General features: G+C 64.7%; 20 protein-coding genes and 1 pseudogene. 11 read left to right on the top strand and 10 right to left on the bottom strand.

The window, feature by feature from the left end; all coding sequences use genetic code 11:
- From AC1DVT_RS06220 to AC1DVT_RS06185, 8 genes are all read right to left on the bottom strand, one after another.
- The coding region (locus AC1DVT_RS06220; protein WP_477387427.1) for a glycoside hydrolase family 36 N-terminal domain-containing protein at positions 1-956 on the bottom strand (956 nt) is incomplete at its 3' end.
- Positions 957-1,087: 131 nt separating this feature from the next.
- The gene (locus AC1DVT_RS06215) at positions 1,088-2,101 is read right to left on the bottom strand and encodes a LacI family DNA-binding transcriptional regulator (protein WP_477387425.1); all 1,014 of its coding nucleotides are present in this window, start codon (positions 2,099-2,101) and stop codon (positions 1,088-1,090) included.
- A gap of 62 nt (positions 2,102-2,163) precedes the next feature.
- On the bottom strand, positions 2,164-3,630 hold the full coding sequence (locus tag AC1DVT_RS06210; RefSeq protein ID WP_477387424.1) for an MFS transporter: 1,467 nt from the start codon (positions 3,628-3,630) through the stop codon (positions 2,164-2,166).
- Between the two features lie 100 nt (positions 3,631-3,730).
- A complete protein-coding gene (locus AC1DVT_RS06205; protein ID WP_477387423.1) occupies positions 3,731-4,825 on the bottom strand; it encodes a sugar phosphate isomerase/epimerase family protein in 1,095 nt (364 codons plus the stop codon).
- Positions 4,822-5,304, bottom strand: coding sequence for a C-glycoside deglycosidase beta subunit domain-containing protein (locus AC1DVT_RS06200; RefSeq protein WP_477387421.1), 483 nt, complete (start codon positions 5,302-5,304; stop codon positions 4,822-4,824). The genes AC1DVT_RS06205 and AC1DVT_RS06200 overlap by 4 nt, the downstream gene beginning before the upstream one ends.
- Positions 5,297-5,776, bottom strand: a complete 480-nt coding sequence (locus AC1DVT_RS06195) for a VOC family protein (RefSeq protein WP_477387419.1) — start codon at positions 5,774-5,776, stop codon at positions 5,297-5,299. Before AC1DVT_RS06195 ends, AC1DVT_RS06200 begins: the two co-directional genes overlap by 8 nt.
- Complete coding sequence (locus tag AC1DVT_RS06190) at positions 5,773-6,855, bottom strand: Gfo/Idh/MocA family protein (RefSeq protein WP_477387417.1); 1,083 nt, start codon at positions 6,853-6,855, stop codon at positions 5,773-5,775. Before AC1DVT_RS06190 ends, AC1DVT_RS06195 begins: the two co-directional genes overlap by 4 nt.
- Positions 6,856-6,932: 77 nt before the next feature.
- A complete protein-coding gene (locus AC1DVT_RS06185; RefSeq protein ID WP_477387415.1) occupies positions 6,933-7,895 on the bottom strand; it encodes an alpha/beta hydrolase fold domain-containing protein in 963 nt (320 codons plus the stop codon).
- A 307-nt stretch (positions 7,896-8,202) separates the two neighbouring features.
- On the opposite strand from AC1DVT_RS06185, the gene AC1DVT_RS06180 reads away from it, so the two are divergent.
- A complete protein-coding gene (locus AC1DVT_RS06180; protein WP_477387413.1) occupies positions 8,203-10,038 on the top strand; it encodes a glycoside hydrolase family 3 protein in 1,836 nt (611 codons plus the stop codon).
- 122 nt (positions 10,039-10,160) lie between these two features.
- On the top strand, positions 10,161-11,423 hold the full coding sequence (locus tag AC1DVT_RS06175) for an ROK family protein (RefSeq protein WP_477387411.1): 1,263 nt from the start codon (positions 10,161-10,163) through the stop codon (positions 11,421-11,423).
- Between the two features lie 45 nt (positions 11,424-11,468).
- Here the strand turns inward: AC1DVT_RS06175 and AC1DVT_RS06170 are convergent.
- Both AC1DVT_RS06170 and AC1DVT_RS06165 read right to left on the bottom strand, forming a co-directional pair.
- Positions 11,469-11,627 (bottom strand): annotated as a pseudogene (locus tag AC1DVT_RS06170) (FAD-dependent oxidoreductase); the annotation flags it as partial.
- Between the two features lie 16 nt (positions 11,628-11,643).
- Positions 11,644-12,174 (bottom strand): cytochrome P450, encoded by a 531-nt coding sequence (locus tag AC1DVT_RS06165; protein ID WP_477387409.1) that lies wholly within the window; start codon positions 12,172-12,174, stop codon positions 11,644-11,646.
- Between the two features lie 626 nt (positions 12,175-12,800).
- Here AC1DVT_RS06165 and AC1DVT_RS06160 point away from each other — a divergent pair.
- The 9 genes from AC1DVT_RS06160 to AC1DVT_RS06120 all read left to right on the top strand — a co-directional run.
- Positions 12,801-14,321 (top strand): ABC transporter substrate-binding protein, encoded by a 1,521-nt coding sequence (locus tag AC1DVT_RS06160; RefSeq protein WP_477387407.1) that lies wholly within the window; start codon positions 12,801-12,803, stop codon positions 14,319-14,321.
- A gap of 73 nt (positions 14,322-14,394) precedes the next feature.
- A complete protein-coding gene (locus AC1DVT_RS06155; RefSeq protein WP_477387405.1) occupies positions 14,395-15,336 on the top strand; it encodes an ABC transporter permease in 942 nt (313 codons plus the stop codon).
- Entirely contained in the window at positions 15,333-17,177 is a 1,845-nt protein-coding gene (locus tag AC1DVT_RS06150) for a dipeptide/oligopeptide/nickel ABC transporter permease/ATP-binding protein (RefSeq protein ID WP_477387403.1), read from the top strand. The genes AC1DVT_RS06155 and AC1DVT_RS06150 overlap by 4 nt, the downstream gene beginning before the upstream one ends.
- Positions 17,174-18,064: an ATP-binding cassette domain-containing protein gene (locus AC1DVT_RS06145; protein ID WP_477387401.1), complete on the top strand. Its 891-nt coding sequence runs from the start codon at positions 17,174-17,176 to the stop codon at positions 18,062-18,064. Before AC1DVT_RS06150 ends, AC1DVT_RS06145 begins: the two co-directional genes overlap by 4 nt.
- Positions 18,065-18,133: 69 nt before the next feature.
- The gene (locus AC1DVT_RS06140; RefSeq protein WP_477387399.1) at positions 18,134-19,684 is read left to right on the top strand and encodes a GMC oxidoreductase; all 1,551 of its coding nucleotides are present in this window, start codon (positions 18,134-18,136) and stop codon (positions 19,682-19,684) included.
- 17 nt (positions 19,685-19,701) lie between these two features.
- Complete coding sequence (locus AC1DVT_RS06135; RefSeq protein WP_477387397.1) at positions 19,702-20,103, top strand: C-glycoside deglycosidase beta subunit domain-containing protein; 402 nt, start codon at positions 19,702-19,704, stop codon at positions 20,101-20,103.
- Complete coding sequence (locus tag AC1DVT_RS06130) at positions 20,100-20,990, top strand: sugar phosphate isomerase/epimerase family protein (RefSeq protein ID WP_477387395.1); 891 nt, start codon at positions 20,100-20,102, stop codon at positions 20,988-20,990. The genes AC1DVT_RS06135 and AC1DVT_RS06130 overlap by 4 nt, the downstream gene beginning before the upstream one ends.
- Complete coding sequence (locus tag AC1DVT_RS06125; RefSeq protein ID WP_477387393.1) at positions 20,980-24,159, top strand: glycosyl hydrolase; 3,180 nt, start codon at positions 20,980-20,982, stop codon at positions 24,157-24,159. The genes AC1DVT_RS06130 and AC1DVT_RS06125 overlap by 11 nt, the downstream gene beginning before the upstream one ends.
- A gap of 361 nt (positions 24,160-24,520) precedes the next feature.
- Positions 24,521-24,904 (top strand): family 43 glycosylhydrolase (locus tag AC1DVT_RS06120; protein WP_477387391.1); only part of this gene is annotated, 384 nt, incomplete at its 3' end.

Genomic DNA, 24,904 nt, shown 5'->3' with positions numbered 1-24,904 from the left:
TTCATGACCACCGGCCGTGGGGAACGCGGATGCCTGTCACGGGCGCGGAGAAACTGATGGACGCGACCAGCGGACTCGTCGAGACCGTCCCCGTAGGTGGCGTAGACGTCGGGGGCGGCATAGGTGTCGTTCTGGCCGAGGATCACTTCGCCGGGCAGGAGGAGCTCACCCCCCAGCAGAAGCCGCTCACCGGTGAATACCCGTTCCGCGATCGTGCGGTGATTCCCGCTGAAAGCGACGTGCAGGCCCCAGACTTCCCCGCGCGCGAAGTCGAACCCGGATTCCCCCGCAGAGAGGATGTATGCGGCATCCGCACCGGTTCGACCGTGCCGACCCTCACGCACATGCGAGCCGACTTGGAAACGGCCGCGCTGCGGGACACGTTCCTTCGCCCAGCGACCTGCGAGGTCGAGGACGTCATCCGCGTACGCCGGGACGGGCAGCGCCAGATGCAAACCATCCACGAAGTAGGGCTCAGCAGCAAGGTTGGTGACGGATCCTCGCAGGCGCAGAAGACCGGAAGGGAGCATTTCGATGTCGAGGCTGAGTTCCAGTTCGGACTGGGCGTCACGCGCGGTCATCGAGAGAACCCCGCCGCCCTCGCCGTGGTGTGCCACGCTCAGGGTGYGCGGCACGAACTGCGGCGACCACGCGTGCCCGGCACGATGACCGCTGAGTCCCGGGGTGCCCGTCCAGCCGGCCCACGCCTCCGGCAGGACGGCAACTGCGCGCGGGTGGTCCAGCCCGTTCGACGCGTTCGGCGGGGTCGTTGCGCTCTGCAGCCCGTCAAGCTCGGACTCGGTCAACGCGCCCACGTCAAGGCCCCAGTGGATTACCCGCGGAAGCGATCGAGCAGGCAGCTCCAGAATCAGCGCGACACCGTTCGCGGCGAGCCGGATACGACGCGCCGAGTCGGCATCGAACTCGTCCGGGAGAGCCGCCAAAGGCAGAGACATCACCAACGCGCGTACTCCTTCGTAGACCCGATTGCCGTTCTGCAAACGTTGGTCAGACGATACACGTGGGGCAGGATTCCTGCAAACGTTGGTCAAAGCTGCTTGGGCACCAGGTGCACCCCCTCCCGCGCCTAGACGAGCGGGGGCGGCGGAGCCGTACTCTCCCGAATCACCAGGCTCGGAGCAGCGGTCGATTCGACCGGCATCTCTCCGGTCTGTATCCACGTTTCGAGCAAACCAAAGGTCCTCCTGCCGAGCTCGACGAAGTCTTGACGCACAGTGGAGAGCGAAGGCACCCACATCGCCGCAAACGGCTGATCGTCGAATCCCATCACGCTGACATCGTGCGGCACCCGGACGCCGGTCTCCTGTAGAAAGCGGGCGACACCAATCGCGAGCTCATCATTGCCACAGAGGACTGCCGTCGTGCCTGCAGGTAGCCTCTGCGCAGCGTCGTATCCCGACCCCGGGCTGTAGTCCGCCTGAACAATGGGTGGAACCGGCGCGCCAGCGTCTGTGAGCGCTCGGCGCCAGCCCCACTCGCGCCCCGAATGATTGCTCGTGGATGGGATCGCGACGTGTTGCACGGTCTTGTGACCCAGCGAGAGCAGGTAATCGGTTGCGGAACGACCTCCCTCGAAGTCGTCCAGATAGGCATGCGGCCTGTCCTCTGACGCGTTCCTCGCTCCGGACGCGGCGACCACGGGAATATTGCGAGGCAATGCCGCCATCGTCGCGGTGCCGACGGCATCGAAGTCAATGACGATCGCGCCAGCCAGGGACTGCGACCGCACGAGGTCAGTTGCACGTCCTAGTTCTTCGGGCTCGCTGGACTCAATGACCGCGATCATCACTGTGTAGCCGGCAGCTCGAGCTTCTTCTTCGATGCCTTGCAGAGTTGCGGCGTAGCCCCAGCGGAGTGTGTTCTTGGCGATCACGGCGAGCGTCGACGACCGCCCGCTCACAAGTGCCTGAGCTGCGGCGTTCGGCCGGTAGCCCAGTCGCTCCACGGCATCCATCACTCGAGCACGCGTGCGTTCACTGACTGGCGTTCGACCAGTGATCACTCTCGAAACAGTCGAAAGACTTACGTTGGCAACGGCGGCCACTTCGACCAATCCCGGTACTTTGTCGGGGGCATCCATGATGAGAAGACTAACGTTTTCATGAACTCCGCCGTCGGCGTCAGAGCCACCTCTCGCCGCCGTCACACACTGGCGTTTGCGGGCGTCGATTGGGTCCGCGACTCCCATTCGTCCGAAAGGCGTCCGTTGGGCAGCAGAACCGCGGCGACGATCCCGATGACATACACGATGGCGAGGCCGAGGAAGATAGGCGCGAGCACGGTCGAGTAGAGTTCCGCGACCTGCGCCTGAACCGACCCGGAGGCGGATTGGAGGGCTTCGGGTGTCAGCGTGGCCGCGTTGATGCCTGCGGGCAGCCGCGCCGCGACTCCGGCCCCGATCAGGCCGCCGATGACGGCCGTCGCGATCGTGGATCCGACCTGGCGCACCAGGCCGACGGTGGCGGTGACGCTCCCGGTGTCCTCGCGCGGCGCAGCGCTCTGAGCCACCGCGACGACGATGTTCATGAACGCCCCGGTGCCGATCCCGACGACAGCCATGGCCACGATGGGCATCCACAGTGGCATTCCCGCAGGGAGTATCGCCATCGCGAACAGGCCGGCCGCGCCCAGGAGGGTCCCCAGGATCGCGAAGATGCGGTATCTGCCGGACCGGCTCGCGAGCCAGCCGGTGACCAATGTACTCACCAGCATCCCGAACACGGTCGCGATCGGCACCATCCCCGAGACTGTCGCTGAAGTGCGATAGGCCATCTGTATGTAGGTCGGCACATAGGCCACGACGGAGAAGAGCCCCACACCGACCACGGTCGACAGGGCGATGGAGAGCACAATGGTGCGGTCCGCGAAGTGACGCATTGGCACGAGCGGATCGGGCACTCGCAACTCGATGATGATGAACGCCACGAGCGTGAGCAGCGCGATGGCCGCGGCGATAGATACCGGCGCCGCCGCGCTGAGCCCGTCCGTGCTCGCCCAGCTGGCCGCGAACACGATTGCGGTAATGGAAACGCCGAGCACCAGCGCGCCCGCTATGTCGAACCTGCGAGGGGATCGGCTGCCGATATGGGGGACGGCGATGAAGGCGAGTACGAGCGCGACGATGCCGACGGGAATGTTGATCCAGAAGACCCATCGCCATCCCCACACGTCCGTGATCAGACCCCCCAGGATGGGGCCTATCAGAATTGCCACCGGGAAAGCCGCACCGAGCATCGAGAGCACGCGCGGTCGCTCCCTGGGCGGGATGACTGTGCCCACGATCGTCTGCGGCATCAACATCAGACCTGCAGAGGCAGCGCCCTGCACGACGCGCGCGATCGCCAGCTGAGTTATGTCCTGTGCAAGCCCGCAGAACAGAGACGCGACGATGAAGAGGATCAGGCTCACCAAGAAGACCAGCCGGGTGCCGACCATGTCGCCGAGCTTGCCCAGGACGGGCAGCATCACGGTGCTCGCGAGGGTATAGGGCACGAGAACCCAGCTCATTTGCTGAACGGCGCCGAGCTCACCGCTGACCGTCGCGAGCGAGGTCGCAACGACCGTGTGATCGAGGGCGCCCAGGAACGACACGGTGAGCAGGGAAACCATGAGGAGACGGAGTCTCCAAGGGGGCAACGGCATTGAGTTCAACAGAACGAACCTGGTTCTCTCGTGGCGACAGATGAAGGAAGTGCGCGTAGCGAGGGGTTCATGCGAGGTGACCGAGGTGCGCCGAGAGGATGCCGCGCGCTTCACGGGCGTCGGTGATCATACGAGAACCTGCAGCCGTGGCAGCAGAGCGTTGCACGGCCTGCTCGCCGCCGACGAGCTCGAATGGGCTTTCCCAGTAGTTCCAGTGCCAGCCTTCGTACTCGCTGGAGATCGCACCGGAGTAGCCGTTGTCCACGAGCATCTGGACGAGCGCGCGGACCGGGACTGACGGCTCCTCACCGTGCTCGTCGATGCCGAAGAACTTGCCGTGCACGTGCCGGACCCACGGCATGATCTCGAGCCAGTCGTCCACGCGCGCGGGGCCGAATAGTCCGGTGCCGTTGATGCCGAGGTCGATGCCGAGGTCGGGACGGCCGTTCCGCGCGGCGAGTCCGATGAACGACCCGAATCGCTTGCCATGCTCGGCCTGATCGGCGGGAGGGCCTTCGGCGTAGTAGCCGTTCCAGAGCTCGACGACCTGAGCGAGCAGTTCGTCCGAGGCGCCGCGGCGGCGGTATGCCTCCAGCAGTGACGGAGCGAAGCCGATCGTCGTCGCGCCCCAGTCAGCGGTGAAGCCGAGGAACGGTGAGCCGACCTTCTCGAACCGATCGCGCAGCGCGAGGATGCGCGGATGCGACGCGTACTGGTCGGCGTGCACCTCGAGCGCGAGAGTGACCCCGTGCTCTTCAGCGATGGGCGCCAGGACCTCCATCGAGTCAGGCTCGATCGAGATCTGCACACGAGCGATCGGAAAGCCGAGTTTCGCGGCCGCCTTGATCTGGAGGGTCATGTATTCGATGAGCTCATCCTGCGTGAGCAGGCGATCGCGATGGATGCCGATGTCGGCGTTCACGGCGAGCGAAGTGGTAACCAACTCGACCTCGTCGACCAGGTCGCGGAACCAGCCGGCGAAGGAGTCTGCGATAACCGGGAACCCGCGGAAGCTGGAGAATCCAATGACCTCGAGTCCGGGTCCGTACCCGTCGGCGGCGACCTTGCGGATCAGCCCCTCCAGGTCGTACTCACGGCCGTGGAGGGGTCGGGTGAAGCTGTACAACGTGACGCCCTGGGTAGGCGTGCCCAGGCCGGTCATGCCGCCACCACCTTCATGACTTTGGAGTCCTGCTCCTCGATGTGCAGCGTCTCGTCGCCGTCGATGATGATGTACGGGATATAGAGCTTCAGATCGACCCGCACCTCGTGCTCGCCGTCGACCTCGACGGGAACCTCGCCGGATAACACGACCGAGTCGAGCGGAAACCACCACTCCTCGGTCTCGTCGACGAGTTCTTCGAAGCGGAACTCGCGGCCATTCATGTTCCAGCGAAGCGAGTCGGCGGGGGCGGTAACGCCGTCGACTGTGAGCTTTGCGCCGGCGATGCACGACCCGGGAAGGGCGCGGTACCACGGGAGCCTCACTTCCACCGCCGTGCGCGATCCGTCAGTCGTGAGCGTGCCCTGCTCGATGATGCGGTCCGGGATCATGATGACCTCCTGGTTCTGGGCGAGCGGGTCTCGTGTTTGCATGTCGAGAACTGCGGATTGGAGTTCGACTGCCCCATCGTCAGTCATCGCCCAAGTGGGCCACCTGCAGCGAGTCGGGTGTGTATTCCATCAGCTCGATCCGATGCCCGTCGGGGTCGCGGATCCACGCCTGATAGGAGTTGTCTGCAGGGCTCAGACTCATCTCCTGATCGATCTCGATCCCCCGGCCCCGCAGGCTCTCGACCAGCTCGCCCAGCCCTTCCACCTCAAGGCTCAGGTGAGTGAAGCCCATGCCAAGCACGTTGGGCCCAAGCCGCCCGGTCTCGGCATCCGGCAGCGGACGGAACAACTCAAGGTAGTTGCGGCCGCCGACGCGGAGATAGACGATCGCCACCTGGCCCACCAAGGGCGCAAACGGGTGCCCCTGGGCGGCGAGGGACTCCGGGACTCTGATTTCGAAGGCCTTCGTCATTCCGAGGGCTGCGGTGTAGAACTCCACCGACGTTTCCAGATCGCGGCAGGTTAACGCGATGTGGGAGATGGCGCGAAGATGGCTCATCCCGGCTTCTCCTCCTCCGCCGCGGTGACGCGCGCGAAACGCCCGGCAGCCACGAGCTGGCTGCGGGCGGTCTCGATCGTGCGCGCGATGGACAGCGTTTCGGCATGGGTGTGGAGGGGGGACTCGAGTCTGCCCTCAGCAACGTACGACGCGAAAGCGACCGCCTCGTACGCGTAGCCATCGGTGGGGCGCGAACCGTCCGCTGGCCATGGATGCCGCCACGTCGAGGTCTCCTGCGCCCCCCACGGCCCTACAGTCACAGTCAGCTGGGTCGGCGCGAAGAACGCGGGGGCGAGTTCGACGCGCCCGCCCGTACCGACGACCTCGGCGCTCGCGGCAAGCCACCCGCGTAGCGACGTCGTCAGCTGCGAGACCTCGTTCCCGGAGTGAAGGAGCTGCAGGTGTGCGGTCGCGTCGACCCCGTCCGGCGTGACGGTCCCGGACGTCAAGATCTCCTGCGGTTCGCCGAAGACCATCGACGACAGGGCGATGGGATAGATTCCTGCGTCCAGCAGCGCGCCGCCGCCGAGTTGGGCATTCCACATGCGGGAGTCCGGGTCGAACGGCATGCTGAAGCCGAAGTCAGCGCGCATGTAGGTGAGCTCACCGAGTAGCCCGTCGTCGAGGATGGCTCGAAGTACCGAGCTCTGTGGCAGGTATCGCGTCCACATCGCTTCCATGACGAGGACACCGGCATTGCGGCCCGCGTCCACCACCGTTCTCGTCTCAGCCTCGCTCATGGCCAGGGGCTTTTCGATCAGCACCGGCTTGCCCGCGGCGATCGCCTCGAGCGCGATTTCGGCGTGCGACGGGTGGGGAGTCGAGATGTAGACCGCCTCGACCTCGGAGTCGTGGATGAGAGCGCGGTTGTCGGTGTACCACCGGGGTACTCCGAGCGCGCTGGCAGCTGCGGCAGTCTTCTGTGGATCGCGGCCCGCGATGGCCACGACGCGCTGCGGCGTGTGGGCCTGAACGGAGTTCGTGAACGTCACGCCTATGCCCGTGCCGATCACGCCCCAGCGTAGGGCGGGCGCCGCCTCGGCGCCCAGCATGGGGGGTTCGGGTAGCAGGATTGTCATTGAGATCCTTTGCGATGGAGTGGGGCCGCGGTGTCACCGTTCGTCAGCGAAGGACGGTTTCGCGCTCGGTCCCCATTTCACGCCCGCAAGAGGTGGTGGGCGAGGAAGTCGACGGCACGTTCGAGTTGCGGCGTCGGATCGACGCCGTCGAACGCGTGTGATGCTTGTGGAACGATGACCAGTTCGGTCGCCACTCCCACGTCGGCGAGCGCGGCGGACAGGAGCGCGCTCTGCAGTGGTGGAACGGCGCGATCTTCTGCGCCGTGAATGAACAGGAACGGTGGTGCCGCGGCGCTCACGTGCGTCAGCGCGGAGATGACGCGGCGACCCTCGTCTGCGGTGTAGGTCGATCCGCGGAGTATCTCGGCCTCCGGAGGAGGAGGAATCTCACCGAAATCATTCATCATCGCCTCGCGGAATGCTTCCGGCATCTCAAATCCGCCTTCCGGCATGTGGTCGAAGTCCGTGACGGGATAGAAGCAGACCGCGACCGACACGCTGCTGTCGCCGTGCTTGACTCCCAGTCGTCCTTCCATGTCGGGATCAGTGACGAGGGCGCACAGCGCGGCTAGATGTCCTCCGGCGGATTCCCCCCAGACTCCGACGCGCTCAGGATCGAGGCCCAGTTCGGGAGCGAACGCCCGCAGATAGCGGATCGCCGCCTTGACGTCGTGCAACTGTGCGGGGAACGGCGCCTCGCGCGCGTGACGGTAGTCGATGGAGGCGACAGCAATGCCGGCGTCGATGAGCAGTTGCGCCACTGAACCGAGCTCCCAGTCCGGAGGGAGCAGTTCACGACTTCCAAACATCCAGGCTCCGCCGTGGATCCACACCACGACGGGCGCCGGTGCCTCGGTCGATGCCGACAGCGGCACGTGCAGGTCGAGCTGCAGGTTGCGGTAGCCGAGCGCGATCGCGTAGGTGACACCGACGAAAGACCGGGCGCGATCGGGATGCCGAGCCCTCACCGTCGGGGGATAGAAGGGTGGGAGGAATCCTCCTTCGACCCTCGGCGCCGAGAGGTCGGTGGGATCGATCAAGATGGCTCTTGTCCTTCGTTCGGGGCTTCGTCGGTGATACGGGTCACGGGCGGGCGTCCAGTCCACACTGCGGTCGAGAGGCTGGCGAAAATCGGTTCAGGTACTGGTCGCATCCTCCCACACTTTAGGGCAATGCGTACATAACCACGTTGTTCAGGCGAGTATTCGTGGAGGTCCGTTGGAGCCTGATGCGCGGAGGGAACCATTATCCCGATCACATTGCCATCGGCAAGGGGCCCTCCGTTGGGCGAAAGTGTTAGGTGTACGATGTACCTAATCACTGGCCAGTGCCACAGATGGGATCGCAATGCTTCTCAAAGAATTGACCAGCGACGACGGAGTCGCGTACCGAGACTTGAACGGCAACGGAGTGATGGACCCGTACGAGGATCGTCGACTCAGCCCTACAGAGCGCGTTGACGACCTGGTCCCGCGGCTTTCACTGGAAGAGAAGATCGGCCTCCTCTTCTGCACCGTGATCACCGTTGCTGAGCCGGGCGGTCATGACACCCCGGGCAAGTTTGGTGAAGGTTCAGTACGAGAACTCGTCGCGGGCCGGATGATCAATCACTTCACACTCAGCGAATTGCCGACCCCTTCCGAGACGGCGCGGTGGCAGAACGCAGTGCAGGAACTCGCCGAGCTCAACCCGCACGGCATCCCGATCACCTTCGCCAGCGATCCACGTCACGGCTTCGCTACGAATGATGGAATGGCGTTGTCTGCCGGCCACCTCTCGCAATGGCCCGAGCTCCTTGGTCTCGCTGCAATCGGCGAAACGGCACTCTTCGAGCGTTTTGGAACGGTCGCGCGTAGTGAATACCGTGCTCTCGGGATCTCATGCGCGATTCACCCTCAGCTCGATCTCGCGACCGACCCGCGCTGGGCGCGCCAGCTGCAATCCTTCGGCCAGAACCCTGACCTCGTCAGCGAGTTCGGGGTGGCGTTCCTCCGCGGGATGCAAGGTTCCGAGCTAGGTCTCAACAGTGTCGCGTGCATGCCAAAGCACTTCCCCGGCGGTGGGGCGCAGAAGGACGGGGAAGATCCCCACTTTCCTAATGGCAAGGAGCAGGTCTATCCCGGTGGGCGCTTCGCGGACCACCTCAAGCCCTTCGAGGCGGCCATCGACGCCGGCGCGCGTTACATGATGCCCTACTACGGCATGCCCGTTGGGCTGACGCTCGATGGGGAAGCAGTTGAAGAAGTGGGGTTCGGTTTCAACCACACGATTCTGACCACACTGCTTCGGGAAAAGCTGAAGTTCGATGGCGTCATCACCACCGACTTCGCAATCATCTCGGACATCGTCGTAGGCAACCTGACCTGGCCCGCCAAAGCGTGGGGAGTGGAACACCTGACTAACGCTGAACGCGTCGCGCGCGCGTTCGATGCAGGCGTCGATCAGCTGGGCGGCGAGGCCGCAACCGATCTCGTCCTCGAGCTGGTCGAACAGGGCGTCTTGAGCGAAAGCCGAATTGACGAGTCCGTGCGGAGGATCCTCGCGGTGAAGTTCGACCTCGGCTTGTTTGATCAGCCCTACGTCGACGAAGTGGCGGCAGAACAGATCGTCGCCGCAGCCGAATTCGTAGCCGAGGGTCACCGAGCACAGGCGCGCTCGATCACCGTGCTGAAGAATGACGGGGTCCTACCGCTCCGACCGGGAACCAAGGTGTACCTGGATGGGCTCGATGAGGCCACGGCGCACGAATACGGCGCCCAGCTGGCGACTGACCCTTCGGACGCCGACATCGCTATCCTCCGGATCGCCGCGGCCTACGAGCCGCGCAACAACTACTTCCTCGAAGCCACCACCCATCAGGGCAGCCTCGATTACCCGCAGGACATCGTCGAACACGTCGCCTCCCTCGCGCGCACCGTCCCGGTGCTGCTTGATGTGTACCTCGATCGAGYAGCCMTACTGACGCCGCTCGAGCCGTATGCAGCCGGGATCGTGGCAAACTACGGAGCATCCCACCGCGCACTACTGGACGCGCTCTTCAATCGGGTCACCCCGGAAGGCCGCCTCCCGATCGAGCTCCCCAGCTCTATGGACGAAGTGCGCGCCAGTCACCCTGACGTAGGCTCCGATACGGCGAACCCCCTCTTCCCCGTCGGTACCGGGCTCAAATATTTGGACGCCTGACACACACCCTTGCGCAGCAGTGTCGGCAACACCGTGCACAAGGAGCTCCCGATGAACACCCAAGTCAGATCAGTAGCGGAGAATGGTGCTCTTATGGGAGCAATCGTGATGTGGGCGAAACCGTGAGCAGCAGTCAGCCATCGCCTCAGGACGTCTTCGTCCATGGTCAGCTGATCAACCTCATCCGAAGCGGCCAGGCCACAACACGACCAGCACTGGAACAAGCAACCGGCCTTGGTCGCAGGGTCGTTGCCCAACGCATTCAACAGGCCATCGATGCAGGCTTGATCGACGACAGCGCGTTCGTGACCTCCGAGATTGGTCGCCCGTCACGCCTGCTCCGCTTTCGTGCGGACGCTGGCCTGGTCTACGTCGGGATCATCGAATCCACACAAATGTGGGCGGCCGTCGCCACCCTCTCCGGTGACCTCGTGGAGACGTTGCACCAAGAGTGGATTGCGGACGTTGGCCCAGAAAGCACCCTGACCACACTTCAGCAAATGTTCGAGCGGCTCGCCCGGCGTACTCGGATTCAGCCATGGGCAATCGGCATCGGTGTCTCGGGCACAGTTGACTTCGAGCGTGGTCGACTCGTGTCCTCGCCGCTTCTCCCCGACTGGGACGGGTTCAGCGTGCGGGCGTGGATGCGAGATTATTACGACGTCCCGGTGTGGGTGGAGCGAGACGTGAACCTGATGGCGCTCGGAGAGTGGCACAAGGGAAACCCACGCAGCCAGCGAGACCTTGTATATTTCCTGGTCGACGAGGAAGTGGGCGCCGCTGTCGTCAGCCGTGGGTCGTTGTTTCGAGGACACTCCGGTGCGGCGGGAACCATCGCCCACAGTAAAGTCACCGACGACCCGACGATCATCTGCAAGTGCGGGCGTACCGGCTGTCTCGAAGCGATCGTCTCTGGGTGGAGCCTGGTGGAGCGTTTGTCAGCGAGAGTCGGCGAAAGCCCGTTGCTCTCAGCACGTATGCAAGTTAACGGACGCATCAGCGCCCAGGATGTCGGCGACGCTGCGCGAGCCGGTGACCGCGTTGCCCACGACGAGATCGCGGCGGGCATTCGCGTGCTGGGATCGGCGGCAGCGAACTATGTCAATTTCGTTAATCCCGGAATGCTGGTCATCGGTGGCGGGATGCTTCGCGTCGGGGCATGGACGGTCGATCTCCTCGAAGCCGAGATCCGCTCTCGTCTGACTGCATTTGCTGGAGCTGATCTCGTCATCCGGGCGGCGTCGCTCGATCATCTAGAGGGACTGGTCGGAGGTGCCATTCTGGCCGTGGAACAGCTGTTCGGTCCGTCTTCCGTGGGGCTGTGGATCGACAATGGAACCCCTGTCGGGCGGGCCGCCGCATTGCAGCGGGCCTTGGTCGTCTAGCCGATCTGCGTCAGCGGCCTCGACCACCGTCGTCTTCTTGCCCGCCTATCCAGCTGCTGCCGCGACCTCCAGACCGATGGACCCGTCGCCGATGACGACGACGTCGTTCGCTGAGTCCGAACGTCGCCGCAACTCACGTGCGTCCTCCACGTCGCGCAGGTAGAGCACCCCGTCGAGGTCAGCACCTTCGATGAGGAGTCGCCGAGGATCTGAACCAGGTTCAGCGCGAGTCGGTCGAACCGGTAGTGGCGGCCCTCAGCTTCTCGAATGGCTCCGGATCGGACGCCAGAAGGAACAAGGACCAGCCCAGCGCATGCATCGTCGTGTCAAGGCCGGCGGAGAGGAGTCCGAACACGAGCGCGAGCGTGTCTATCGGCTCGAGACCCATCTCGGCCCCGATCATGTCCGGGAACACCGCCCTCGGATACGCGACCGCGAGGTCGGGGACGGCGTCGAACGGTCCTCTGTCGACGAGGGAAGAAATGAGCGTGCGCGCGCTCTGGCCGAAACTGTCGCGCAAATGAACGCACGAACCCGGGGTTGAGCACCTTGTTGTGCACCGAACGGAACCGAGTGTGATCCGGCGATCCATCTCGAGCAACTTCGCCTGATCGCGCTGATGCGTCCCGCTTCGGAGGTCGTACATTCCCACACCTGCAGCCGACGAGAAGGAATCCCAGCCACCGAGTGCGCGGTGAACCTCGTTGTACCGGGCGAGAGCGTACACCTCGTACTGCTCCAGCCACACCACGGCCGCGGACTTGCGCAACTGCTCTTCGTGAGGCCTCGGGTCCGCGAGGCTTTCCCCGAGAACGGATCGATCGCGCTCGCAAACACCCCCGAGCGCCCCGCAACACTTTTGGTCACCGATGGCTATCTTCTCAGAGTTTCATGCGATATGCACATAATTCGTTAGCATGCCGTACATCGTTGCTCCACCGGGTGTCGAGTCAACACTTCGTCGCACCACTGCGCGCGAATCAGCCAGATGTCAGCCGCATCGATAAGGGAAATCACATCCATTGATAGCCTGATGCTGGCCATTATGTTCATTCAGCGCTAAAGTGATCGCGAGGACGGTTCGCCGTCTTGACCGTTTCCGGCTTCCGGAAGCGGTCAGTTTCTGAAAGTTCCGCAGTCATCCATCAGCGATCTCAAAGGTGAGAGGCAGGTGATCGTGCTCAATATCGAGTGCGTTCATTCCAATCGTCCGGCACACAATGCCGGGCAGCGCCTTTGCGCTCGAACGCACGGCCGCCGGCTCACATCGTCGGTCGCCGCGCTACGAGAGTCGATTCGCCAGCGGTGCGACTGCTTTGTATCCGACGTCTCCCGACGTCTGTCCCGCAGTACCCCTACGACGCACTAGGAGAATCCATGCGCAATCGGATAGCGGCCGCCGTTCTGGCGGCCGCCGCGCTCGCCCTCACAGCATGCTCAGGCACGTCCACCGATGGTGGGGACACCGCTCCGACCGAGCTGTCGATCGCCACTATCGGAACGCCGGAGTCCTTCAGTCCCGGCAACTTCGGAACCGGACCGACGACCCTCTTCCTTCAGCCGGTGTACGACACCCTGATCCGCAACGACAACGAAGGCGAGCCGGGCGCCAACATCGCGACGGAGTGGAGTTACGACGACACGCAGACCGAGCTGACGCTCACGCTCAGGGACGACGTCACATTCACCGATGGCGCCGCCCTTGACGCCGAGGCCGTCAAGGCGAACTTGGAGTTCGCAAAGCAGGGGACGGGTGAAGCGGCCGGCCAGCTGAGGTTCATCGACTCCGTGGAAGCGACTGACGCCACACACGTGACGATCACGCTCTCGGCGCCCGACTCCTCACTGCTGCCGAACCTCGGCGGGACAGCGGGCAGCCTGGCCAGCCCCGAGGCGCTCGGGACCGAAGAGCTCAACACGCAGCCCGTCGGCTCGGGCCCATACGTGCTCGACGAGTCCGCATCCCAAACCGGAGCGAAGTACGTTTACACCCGGAACAAGGACTACTGGAACCCTGACGACTTCCCGTTCGACAGCATCACCGCCACGGTTTTCAACGACAACACCGCGATCCTCAACGCGTTGCAATCCGGGCAGGTCGACTTTTCGACGGTCACCCAGAAGGACTCAGCCAGCCTCGAGGCCGCCGGGCTCACCATCGAGTCCTTCCCGGCGTACACCGTCTCCGGGTTGTACCTGTTCGATCGAGAAGGCACGATCGTTCCCGCTCTAGGAGACGTCCGCGTCCGGCAGGCGCTGAACCTGGCGCTCGACAAGGAGAGCATTCTGGATGTGGTGTACGGCGGAGTGGGTACGGCGACGTCGCAGTCATTCAGCGTCTCCAGCGACGTCTTCGACCCGGCCCTCGACGAGCAGTACGCCTACAACGTCGAGAAGGCAAAGGGGTTGCTCGCCGACGCGGGGTACGCCGATGGTTTCAGCCTCCCGATGCCCGACGTATCGCCCGTCTTCCCTGACCAGCAGGCCGCGGTCTCGGAAGCACTCACCGCRATCGGCGTGACGCCCGATTACCAGCCTGTCAACGGCGAGACCTTCATCTCCGACCTGCTTTCGGCGAAGTATCCGGCGGCGATCTTCGGCCTCAACACACAACGTCCGTGGGACTTCGCTCAACTCGCGCTCACCCCGGAGGCGCTGTGGAACACCTTCCACGTCGCCGACCCGACGATCGTGTCGCTTGTCGACGAGGCGCAGGGGCAGACCGCTGAGGAGCAGACGGCGACCTTCCGAGAGCTGAACGAGTACATCGTGGACCAGGCCTGGTTCGCCCCGTACATCCAGTCAAACAACCTGTTTGCGGTGAGTTCCGACATCAGCGTCACACCTCAGAAGTTCTCGACGGTACCGCCGATCTGGAACTTCGCCCCCGCGGAGTGACGTCGACGGGGGTCGGCCCGCACTGCGACGTCGACCCCCGTTTCTCCACCAACCATCCCCTTAGGAGCTGCCGATGTTGTTCTTCATCTTGCGCAGGCTGGGCTCGGGACTCGTGCTGCTCTTCGTCGTGGCGACGGCCACATTCTTCCTGCTCAGCGTGACCGGGCAGGACCCGGCCCGTCAGATCCTCGGTCCGGTCGCGTCCGTCGAGCAGGTCGAAGCGAAGCGCGCCGAACTCGGGCTCGACCAACCCGTTCTTGTTCAATACACTCAATGGCTCGCCGGCGCCGTCCGCGGCGACCTCGGCAAGTCCTGGTACACGAACCAGCCTGTCACGGAGGCAGTGGCCTTCACCCTGCCGCCGACCCTCTCAATGGTCCTCGGCGCAATCCTGGTCGCAGTCGTCGTCGGAACCATTATCGGTGTCATCGCCGCCCTTCGTCGGGGGGCCGTCGACAGCGGCTTGCAGGTGGTCTCCACCTTCGTGCAGGCGGTGCCGGGATTCCTGGTCGCGTTGTTTCTCGCTCTGATATTCGCCGTCCAGCTGGGCTTGTTCCCCGCGACGGGCTACACATCCCTGACCACATCACCCGGTGACTGGCTCGCATCGATCACATTGCCGGTGATCGCCCTCGCGCTCGGCGCGATCGCATCGATCGCCCTGCAGATCCGAGGATCGATGATCGACGTGCTCCGCCAGGACTACGTCCGAACACTCCGAAGCCGAGGTCTGCCCGACAGAAGCGTGCTGCTCAAGCACGCCCTTCGAAGCGCCGCAGGTCCCACACTGACCATCGTGTCGCTGATGTTCATCGTGTCGATCTCCGGATCGGTGATCGTCGAGAAGGTGTTCAACATTCCCGGCATCGGGACACAGGCGAACATTTCCGCCACACGAGGTGACCTCCCCATCGTCCTCGGAATCGTCGTCGTCACCGTCATCCTCGTCGTGATCGTGAATCTCGTCGTGGATCTCGCCCAAGGCTGGGTCAACCCGAAGGTGCGTGTCTCATGACCGTGGGCCTTGTCACAGGTACGCGCGAGTCGCTCGATGTCATCGATGACCCCATCCGCCGCCACGGCGTGGTGCGTCGCACGCTCCGTGAGCCCGCCGCGCTCATCTCCCTCATCTTCCTCGTCCTCGTCCTGCTCGCTGCCATCTTTGCCCCGCTGCTGACGCCGTACGATCCCACTGCCACGAAACTCGCCGACGTCCTCGCCCCGCCCTTCACCCCCGAACACCCGCTCGGTGCCGACGGGGTCGGAAAGGATGTGCTCGCCAATCTCCTCTACGGCGCACAGACCAGCCTCTCGAGCGCCGCCATCGTGGTTGCCGTCAGCCTGCTGATCGGCGTGCCCGCCGGCCTCTTGGCCGGCTACCGCCGCGGCTGGATCGACGGAACCGCCATGTGGATCAGCGGCGTGCTGTTGTCCTTGCCGGCGATCGTGCTGCTGCTGGTGATCCTTGCCCGGGTCGGACGCAGCACCACATTGGCCCTTGCAGTGTTCGGCGTACTCATCGCACCCTCGGTGTTCCTACTCGTCCGCGGCTCCGTTCGAGCGGTGCGGGAGGAGCTGTACGTGGATGCGGCGAAGGTATCCGGGCTCCGCGATACCCGCATCATGCGCCGGCACATCCTTCCCGTGGTCATCACGCCCACGATCATTCAGGCGGCTCTGCTGGCATCCGCCGGCATCGGCATCGAGGCGGGGATCGCCTTCCTCGGACTCGGCTCCGCTGATAAGGCGAGCTGGGGCCTGATGCTCTCGGATGCATCCCAGAACATCTACAACGCGCCCTGGCTTCTGATCTGGCCCAGCGTGGCGCTGGTCCTCACCGTCATGGCGTTCACGCTCATCGGCAACGGTATCCGTGACGCGCTGGCGGACTACGGCGGCAGCACCGCACGCAAGCGGAAGGTCAAACCGGTTCCGACCGCCGCTCGCCAGGCGACTCCTGAACGCGAGTCCAGCCCGGCGGGATCCCCGGCGATCATGAGAGACCCGGATTCCCTTCTGGAGATCGCAAATCTGCGTGTCGCCTACCCTCGTGCCGACGGGTCCGAGTCCGTCGTGGTCCGGGGTGTGTCGCTCACCCTCCGCAAGGGCGAGATCCTCGGCCTGGTCGGTGAGTCTGGATCCGGAAAGTCGCAGACCGCCTTCTCGGTTCTGGGTCTCCTCCCCCCTGAGGCAAAGCTGCAAGCCGACACGCTCGTCTTCGCTGGTGTCGACCTGCAGGGATGGTCCGCGAAGCAACGCAACGAGTTGCGGGGTTCACGAATCGGTTACATCCCTCAGGAGCCGATGAGCAATCTCGATCCAGCGTTCCGGATCGGCTACCAACTGGTCGAGCCCATGCGGTATCACCTGAAGCTTTCGCGACGGGCCGCGAAAGCGGAGGCGCTCCGGCTTCTCGCGCGAGTGGGCATCCCCGATCCCGAGCGGGTCTATCGCTCCTACCCGCATCAGCTGTCGGGGGGTATGGCTCAGCGTGTCCTCATCGCGGGTGCCGTTTCCTGTGATCCGGAGCTGCTCATCGCCGATGAGCCGACCACGGCGCTCGATGTCACGGTCCAGGCCGATGTTCTCGACCTGATCCGCAGTCTTCAGGCTGAACGGGGGCTGGGGGTGATCCTGGTCACCCACAACTTCGGGGTGGTCGCCGACATCTGCGACCGGGTCGCGGTGATGCGTTCGGGTGAGATCGTCGAGGTCGCGGGCGCTCTCGACCTGTTCGATCATCCGCAGCACGAGTACACCCGGCTGCTGCTCGACTCGACGCTGGCCGAGAAGACGGAACTGACCACGCTCAGTGACGCTATGGATGTGGACCAGATCGAAGGGCGGCTGCCATGAACGATGCGCTGGATCCGGAAGCCGTAGGCGAGATGCCCGAAGATCTGCTGGTGATCGAGGACCTCGTTGTCGAGTATCCCAATAGAGCGAGCCGCCGGCATCCATTCCGTGCACTCCACGAGGTCAACCTGCGAATTGCGGCCGGCGAGACGCTGGGACTTGTGGGTGAATCGGGATCGGGGAAGAGCACGATCGGTCGCGCCGTGCTCGGGCTGGCTCCGATCGCCGGCGGAGACATCCGGTTCGACGGTCGGTCGATCACCCGCCTTCGCCCGCGTGCCCGGCGGGAGCTCAGCCGAGACATCCAGGTCGTCTTCCAGGACCCTTACACATCTCTCAACCCCGCGATGACGGTCAACGACATCCTCACCGAGCCCCTGCTGGTCACGGGCACTTCGAAAGCGGACGCGCAACGACGCGTCCKTGAGCTCCTGGACGAGGTGCAACTGCCCTCCAACGCGGGAAGCCGCTACCCGAGGGAATTCTCCGGCGGCCAACGGCAGCGGGTCGCCATCGCCCGTGCACTGTGTCGGGAACCGCGACTGATCGTCGCGGACGAGCCGGTCAGCGCGCTGGACCTGTCGACTCAGGCCCGCGTTCTCGACCTCTTCGCCGACATCCAGGCGCGCACCGGCGTCGCCCTGCTATTCGTCACCCACGACTTGGACGTGGTGCGACACATCAGCGACCGCGTCGCCGTGATGCGCGCCGGACGGATCCTCGAGACCGGCGACACAGAATCGGTGATCACCGATCCGCAGCACCCGTACACTCGCGCGCTGCTCCTCGCCTCGCCGATCGCGCACCCAACCCAGCAGGCAGAGCGCCGAGCCGAACGACTCGACTTCCTCACGTCACAGACCGCGTCGATCACCGCGGTGCGGTGACATACGCCCTTCCCTTCGAAGCCCGTCTCGTACGGGCGTCGGCCGCCCCACATGCCTTTGGAGATCACCATGTCTGATACGACCTCAGAACCGCTCCCCCGCACCTACCCGCCGACCGTCGATGTCGCGATCGTCGGGAGCGGACCCGCCGGTGCCGCTTACGCCCGCATCCTCAGCGAGAACGCCCCTGATGCCAGCATCGTGGTCTTCGAACTCGGGGCGACCATCAGCGACCCGCCCGGAGCCCACGTCAAGAACATCGCCGACCCCCACGAGCGCGCACGCGCGCAACGCACCTCCGAAGGCCCGCTCGGTGCTGCACGTGCGAACGGCAACGGAGAAGAGACCTACGAGGACCGGTCGGAACGCCTCGTACGCGCCGGCACCTTCCTGCTCGAAGACGGATGGCAGCAACCCGGGGAGGAAGGGATGCCCGCGCTCGCGTTCTCGAGCAATGTGGGCGGGATGGGCGCGCACTGGACGGGCGCGTGCCCCCGGCCCGGTGAGAGCGAACGCATTGGCTTTCTGCAGGACCTCGATGAACTGCTCACCGAGGCAGAACGCCTGCTCTCCGTCACCGCGGACGCGCTCGCGGATGCTCCGCTCKCCGGTGAGGTGCGCAAACGATTGAGCGCAGTGCTCGATGAGGGACGGGCAGAGGATCGCCGCGTCCAGCCGATGCCCCTCGCCGTGCATCGCCGCGCAGACGGGGAACTGGTCTGGTCAGGCGCCGACGTCGTCTTCGGCGACGCGACACGCTCCAACCCCAACGCCACCCTGTTCGACGAATCGCTCGTCACGCGTGTCCTCGTCGACGGCGGATCGGTGCGAGGGGTGCGTGTGCGCGATCAGCGCACCGGACACGAGCAGGACGTCACTGCGCGGTTCGTCGTCGTCGCGGCCGACGCCCTTCGCTCACCCCAGCTTCTGTTCGCGTCGAACGTGCGCGCGGAAGCGCTGGGACGCTACCTGAATGACCAGCCCCAGATCGTCTACGCGACAGTCCTCAGCGGCGTAGACGAGGTGCCATCCGGCTCGGCCGGAGACACCAGCATCACGGCGCAGAGCGGCGTGAGTTGGGTGCCGTTCACCGACGCGCATCCTTTTCACGGCCAGGTGATGCAGCTGGATGCATCTCCGGTGCCGCTCGAGACCGAGACGATCCCGGGCTCAATCGTTGGACTGGGCTGGTTCTGCGCGAAAGACCTCCAATCCTCAGACCGCGTGGAATTCACCGACACCGCCGTGGACGTCTACGGCATGCCCGCGATGAAGATCCACTACACCTTGACCGCGCGGGATCACGCGAACCTCGACGCGGCGCGGGCATCCATCGTGGCGACCGCGCACGCGCTCGGCGCTCCCCTGGGCGACGAACCCCTCACCTTCCCCGCCGGCGCTTCACTGCATTACCAGGGGACCGTCCGGATGGGCGAACAGAACGACGGCACCTCCGTCTGCGATACGCACAGTCAGGTGTGGGGAGTAAAGGGCCTCCATGTCGCCGGTAACGGAGTGATCCCCACCGCCACGGCCTGCAATCCCACCCTCACGGCGGTCGCACTCGCAATCGGAGGCGCCCGCCACATCGCCGCGCAGTTGACCGACCGAAGCTCCTAACAAACGAAAGGACCGCCGTGCTCGAAAGAAACCTGATCCAAAGCCGAGGCTTCCGCAATGTGTACGAAGGCGATCGCATCACCGGCTTTCAACTGATGCTGCGGATGCCGAATTACCGGGGCGTGTGGGGCAGTCTCATCGACGGTGTCGACGTCTCGGTCGGAGACGTGAGCTGGAACCGCGAGGTGCCGCTGTGGACCCTGCAGGGTCGCACATTCACCATCGACGAACTGCGCGCCTCGACCGACGTTCGCTGGCAGCTTGATGAACTTGCCATCATCACCATCCCCTCCGACGGCGGGCTCGCGGTCGGGGTATACGACGTCGCGGTCGACATCGCCGTGCACGCTCCGTACATTCCTGCCGAGTTTCAACCCTCCCTCTTCCACGCCGAACGAAAGGTCACGGTCGTCGCATGAGCACCCTCAAGTACGGTGTGTCGCTCTACAGCTACACCGGTGACATGAACACCGTCCTCACTCTCGAGGACGCGATGGCCGAGATCGCGGACCTCGGCGCCACCGGCATCGAGATCCTCGGCGAGGGCAACATCTCGAACTACCCGGAACCCTCGACGGCGTGGATCGACCGCTGGCACGCGCTGCTTGCGGAGTACCGCTTGGAAGCGACCAACTACGGGTCGTGGATCGACTCGTCGATGTGGCGCGACCGGGATCTCACCGCGCTGGAGGGTGCCGACATGCTCGGCCGCGATCTGCGCCTCGCCCACCAACTCGGTTTCAGCAGCGTCCGCCCGAAGATCGGTGTCATCTCGATGGACCTGCGGCCGCATCCCATCTGGGAGGAGGCCATCGAACGCAACCTCGACCTCGCCGGTGAGCTCGGCATCGTCATCTGCCCCGAGATCCACGCGCCCACTCCGATCCAGCATCCCGTCGTCGACGAGTACATCTCGTTCATTCAGCGGACCGGTTCCGACAACTTCCGGCTGCTGATCGACACCGGCATCTTCCAGCGCGCGATCACGACGGCCAAACACGATGGCCTCAGCGAGGAAGCCCAGGAGGAGGGGTGGCGCAGACCCCTGGCCGTGCCGATGTCCGATCTCGCAGCCGTACTGCCCTACACCGCTTTCATCCAGGCGAAGTTCTTCGACATCGGCGACGATCTGATCGACCGGCAGATCCCCTGGGGAGAGATCATGCAGACGCTGATCGACGAAGACTGGTCCGGTTACCTATCCAGCGAGTACGAAGGCGACCGAATCCCCTACCGGTCGATCGAGCAGGTCCGCCGTCAACACGCGTTGCTGCACCAGCTGGAGACGCAGATCCGTGGTCAGTGAGACCAGCACGCGCGGGCCGGGCGGAACTCTGGAGAAGCTGTGGGAGGGATTCGTCTCCCCGCCGGACTCCGCTCGGCCGCGCGTCTGGTGGCACTGGATGGACGGCAACGTCGACCTGGACGGCATCCAGCGCGACCTCGCCTGGATGCACCGGGTCGGCGTTCGCGGCGTGCAGGTCTTCGACGGCGGGCTGGGCAATCCGTCGATCGTCGACGAACCTCTCATCCCGGGCACCGACGCGTGGCGTGAGGCGCTCAAGGAAGCGAGCGAAACCGCCCACAACCTCGGCATCGAGTTCACGGTGGCCACTTCGGCCGGGTGGAGCGCGTCCGGCGGACCCTGGGTGTCCCCTGACGATGCAATGCGCAAGATCGTCTGGTCGCAAGCGATCCTCGCACCCGGCGACGACGAACACCTGCTCCCCGCTCTCCCTGACTCCGCGGGCGTGTTCCAAGACAGCTCGCCCTGGGGAGAGGCCAGCGACCGCGGTCACGCCCGAGACATCTGCGTCCTCGCCATCCCGTACAACGAGCATCACGACCCGCACCAGCCCACTCAAGTGCGGACATCCAACCCGCTCGGCTCCTCCGCAAACCTGACCGACGGGACCTTCACAGACGGCATCCAGCTGCCGAGGGACCCCGACGCGCGCTCCTCCGTCTGGCTGGAACAGCAATTTCACAGCGCGGTGACTGTCCGCGCCTGCGTGGTCGGCATCCCCGGGCCGCACGGATTCGGCGCAGCGCCACCCGTGTCGGCCGTGCTCGAAGCGAGCACCGACGGTCTCGATTACTGGACTGTGGCAGAGTTGCCCGCCACGCGCGTGCCCGCCCGCACCCTCTCCTTCCCACCGGTGACCGCGACGCACTTCCGATTGGTCCTCGCCGCCGACGGACTGTCTGCTGCCATGCCGTCGGTCGAGCCGGGTGTCGCCTATCCGCCCGTCTTCCGCGCTGTCACGACGTTCGACATCACCCAGTTCGCGCTCTACGAGGCGGGCATGGTCTCGCACCGGGAAGTGAAGGCCGGGTTCGCCGCCGCCCCGTTCTATGACGCCCTCGACACGGATGCCCACGCCAGCGCGGGCACGGTTGCTCGGGACAGGGTCATCGACGTGACCGAGCACGTTCGCGGCGACATCCTGACATGGGCGCCCCAGGAGGGCTCGTGGCGCATCCTCCGATTCGGATCCACTCTGACGGGCCAGAAGAATGGACCGGCCGTCGCCGAAGCAACCGGGCTCGAGGTGGACAAACTCGACGCCCGCCGGGTGCGCCAGTACATCGACCACCATCTGCACCGGTACGGCGACATTGTCATCAGCGGACTTCTCAGCGACAGCATCGAGGCGGGGCCTCAGAACTTCACGGAACAGCTGCCGGCCCAGTTCGCGGAGCGCCGCGGGTATGACATGATCCCCTGGCTTCTCACCGTCGCCGGACTTCTCGTCGATGACGCATTATCGACGGACCTCTTCCTCGCGGACTTCAGACTGACGATCAGCGAGCTGCTTGCCGAGGAGTACTACCGCACACTGGCGGATGCCGCCCACCAGCGCGGCGCGATCTACTACGCCGAAGCACTCGAGGATCACCGGCCCCAGCTCGGAGATGATCTCGCAATGCGCTCGCGAGCCGACGTGCCGATGGGAGCGATGTGGACGTTCTCACCTGACGAGGGTCCCGCCCCGACCTACGTCGCCGACCTGAAGGGCGCGTCATCCGTGACGCACGTGTACGACCGCAGCTTCACCGGCTCGGAAGCATTCACATCGATGCGAACGCCATGGCGCGACAGCCCGCGGACACTCAAGCACATCGCCGACCTGCAACTGACTCTGGGGGTTACGCGGTTCTGCATTCACTCGTCGCCGCACCAGCCCTCAACGGTCCCTATTCCGGGGATGGCGATGGCAAATATCCTCGGGCAGTCGTTCTCACGCAACGAGACCTGGGCTCCGTTCGCTGGCGCCTGGGTCGACTACCTTGCCCGCTGCTCTTATCTGCTCGGCCAGGGCACTCCGGCTGTCGACATCGCCTACTTCATCGGCGAAGAAGCGCCCGTGACCGCGCTGTTCGGCGACGAATTCAACACGACTATCCCGGCGGGCTTCGACTTCGATTACCTCAACGTAGACGCACTCACGAACCGCATCAGTGTGGACGGCGGAAGTCTGGTTGCCGGGCAGTCCCGCTATCGGCTGCTGTACCTCGGCGGCTCCAGCGCCCGGATGAGCGTCACGGCGCTCCGAGCCATCGAGCAGCTTCTCGACCGCGGTGCAACGGTCGTGGGCATCCCGCCCACGGGACCGCGATCCCTTTCGGACTCACCAGAAGAAATCCGCGCGCTGATCGCGAGAATATGGGGAGCGCGGTCGCAGGGGCGCGTGATCAACACGCACGACCTCGCCGTTGCGCTATCGGAGTTGGAAATTGAACCGCTCGTTCGTCTCGACGACGTCATGGTGCGCCACACCGCACGCTGGGTCGACGGCAAACCGGTGATCTTCGTCGCCAACTCCACCACCCACCCAGTAAGCACCATCCTGGAACTGAATCACCCCACGGATGTCTTGGCTGCCTGGAACCCCGTCACGTTGGAACGCGTCCCACTCCAAGTCACCTCGCCACGGCATTTCCGTGTACAGCTGCCGGCGTTCGGATCCTCCTTTTTGCTCCCCGCTCCCGCTGTCCGGGAGCAGGCGGTGCAGGGCATTTCCCTGAACGGCCGGTGGTCCTTGGCCATCCCGGGGCGCAATGAGATCGCCTTGCCTGACGGCCCCCAACGGTGGACGGAGTTGGGACCGATCGGTGAGGGCTTTTCTGGCATCGCCGTGTACCGGCTCGAGCTCGAGTTGAGCGATGCCGAACTGGGTACCGGTCAGTTGACGCTCGACCTCGAAGATGTGGCCGACCTCGCCGAAGTGACCATCAACGGGCACCCAGCCGGTGTCGCGTGGACTCCTCCGTACCGTGTGCCGGCGTCGCATCTGATGAAGGGCAACAACGTGATCGAGGTGGCCGTCGCGAATCCATGGCGGAACCGGCTGATCGCCGAAAGTTCGCACCCCACCGGAGAGGCGTGGGATGCGATGACCGCCGTGTTCACACCCGACGCGGCAATCCTGCCCGCTGGGCTCGCCGGGCCGGTCACGCTGAGGCGAAGCTGATGGTCACGCACACCGGATCAGGTTCGGGGCAGCGTCCGGTCATGCAGCTCGACCCCTTCCCCGCCGGAAAGATCCATCTGATCAACGGCTTGACGTACCAGGATCKGGGCGACCCGCAAGCTCGCGAACGGATGACAGCTCCTGGTCGACCAGCTTCGCCGCGAGGGGTGGAGGTTCACTCGCACCTGGYGGTGGGGATGCCGCATGGTCACCTCAATCGCTACCCGGCCCTTGGACGAGTTGACGAGTCACTGACGTTCCTAGCGCGGGGTCTGATCAGCGCCACCGGCCGTCCCACCGACTCAGTTGACAAACCTCCCCACCTCCACGAATGCCATCTTCTCTCGGAAGGACAGTCCCCATGAATCAACGTCCGATCATCCCCGGCTTCTACCCTGATCCGTCAGTGTGTGCGGTCGACGGAACCTTCTACCTCGCGAACTCCACTTTCGAGTACGCGCCGGGCGTGCCGATTCATGTCTCAACCGACTTCAAGGAATGGTCGCTGGTCGGGCACGCGCTGCATCGTCCTGACCAATTGCCGCTCGAAGGGACCGGTCCGTCCGGCGGCATCTTCGCGCCGACGCTGCGCCACCACGATGGACGCTTTTGGATGATCACCACGAATGTCGCAGATGATCAAGGGCAAGTGCTCGTTTGGGCAGATGACGCCGCCGGACCATGGTCTGAGGCGATCAGGATCCCATCCATCGAAGGGATCGACCCCGACATCGCCTGGGGCGAC

The organism is Microbacterium sp. P2_F9, from assembly GCF_056403635.1.
The sequence above is the reverse complement of the archived record's forward strand: the minus strand, read 5'-3'. Positions and strand labels throughout refer to the sequence as shown.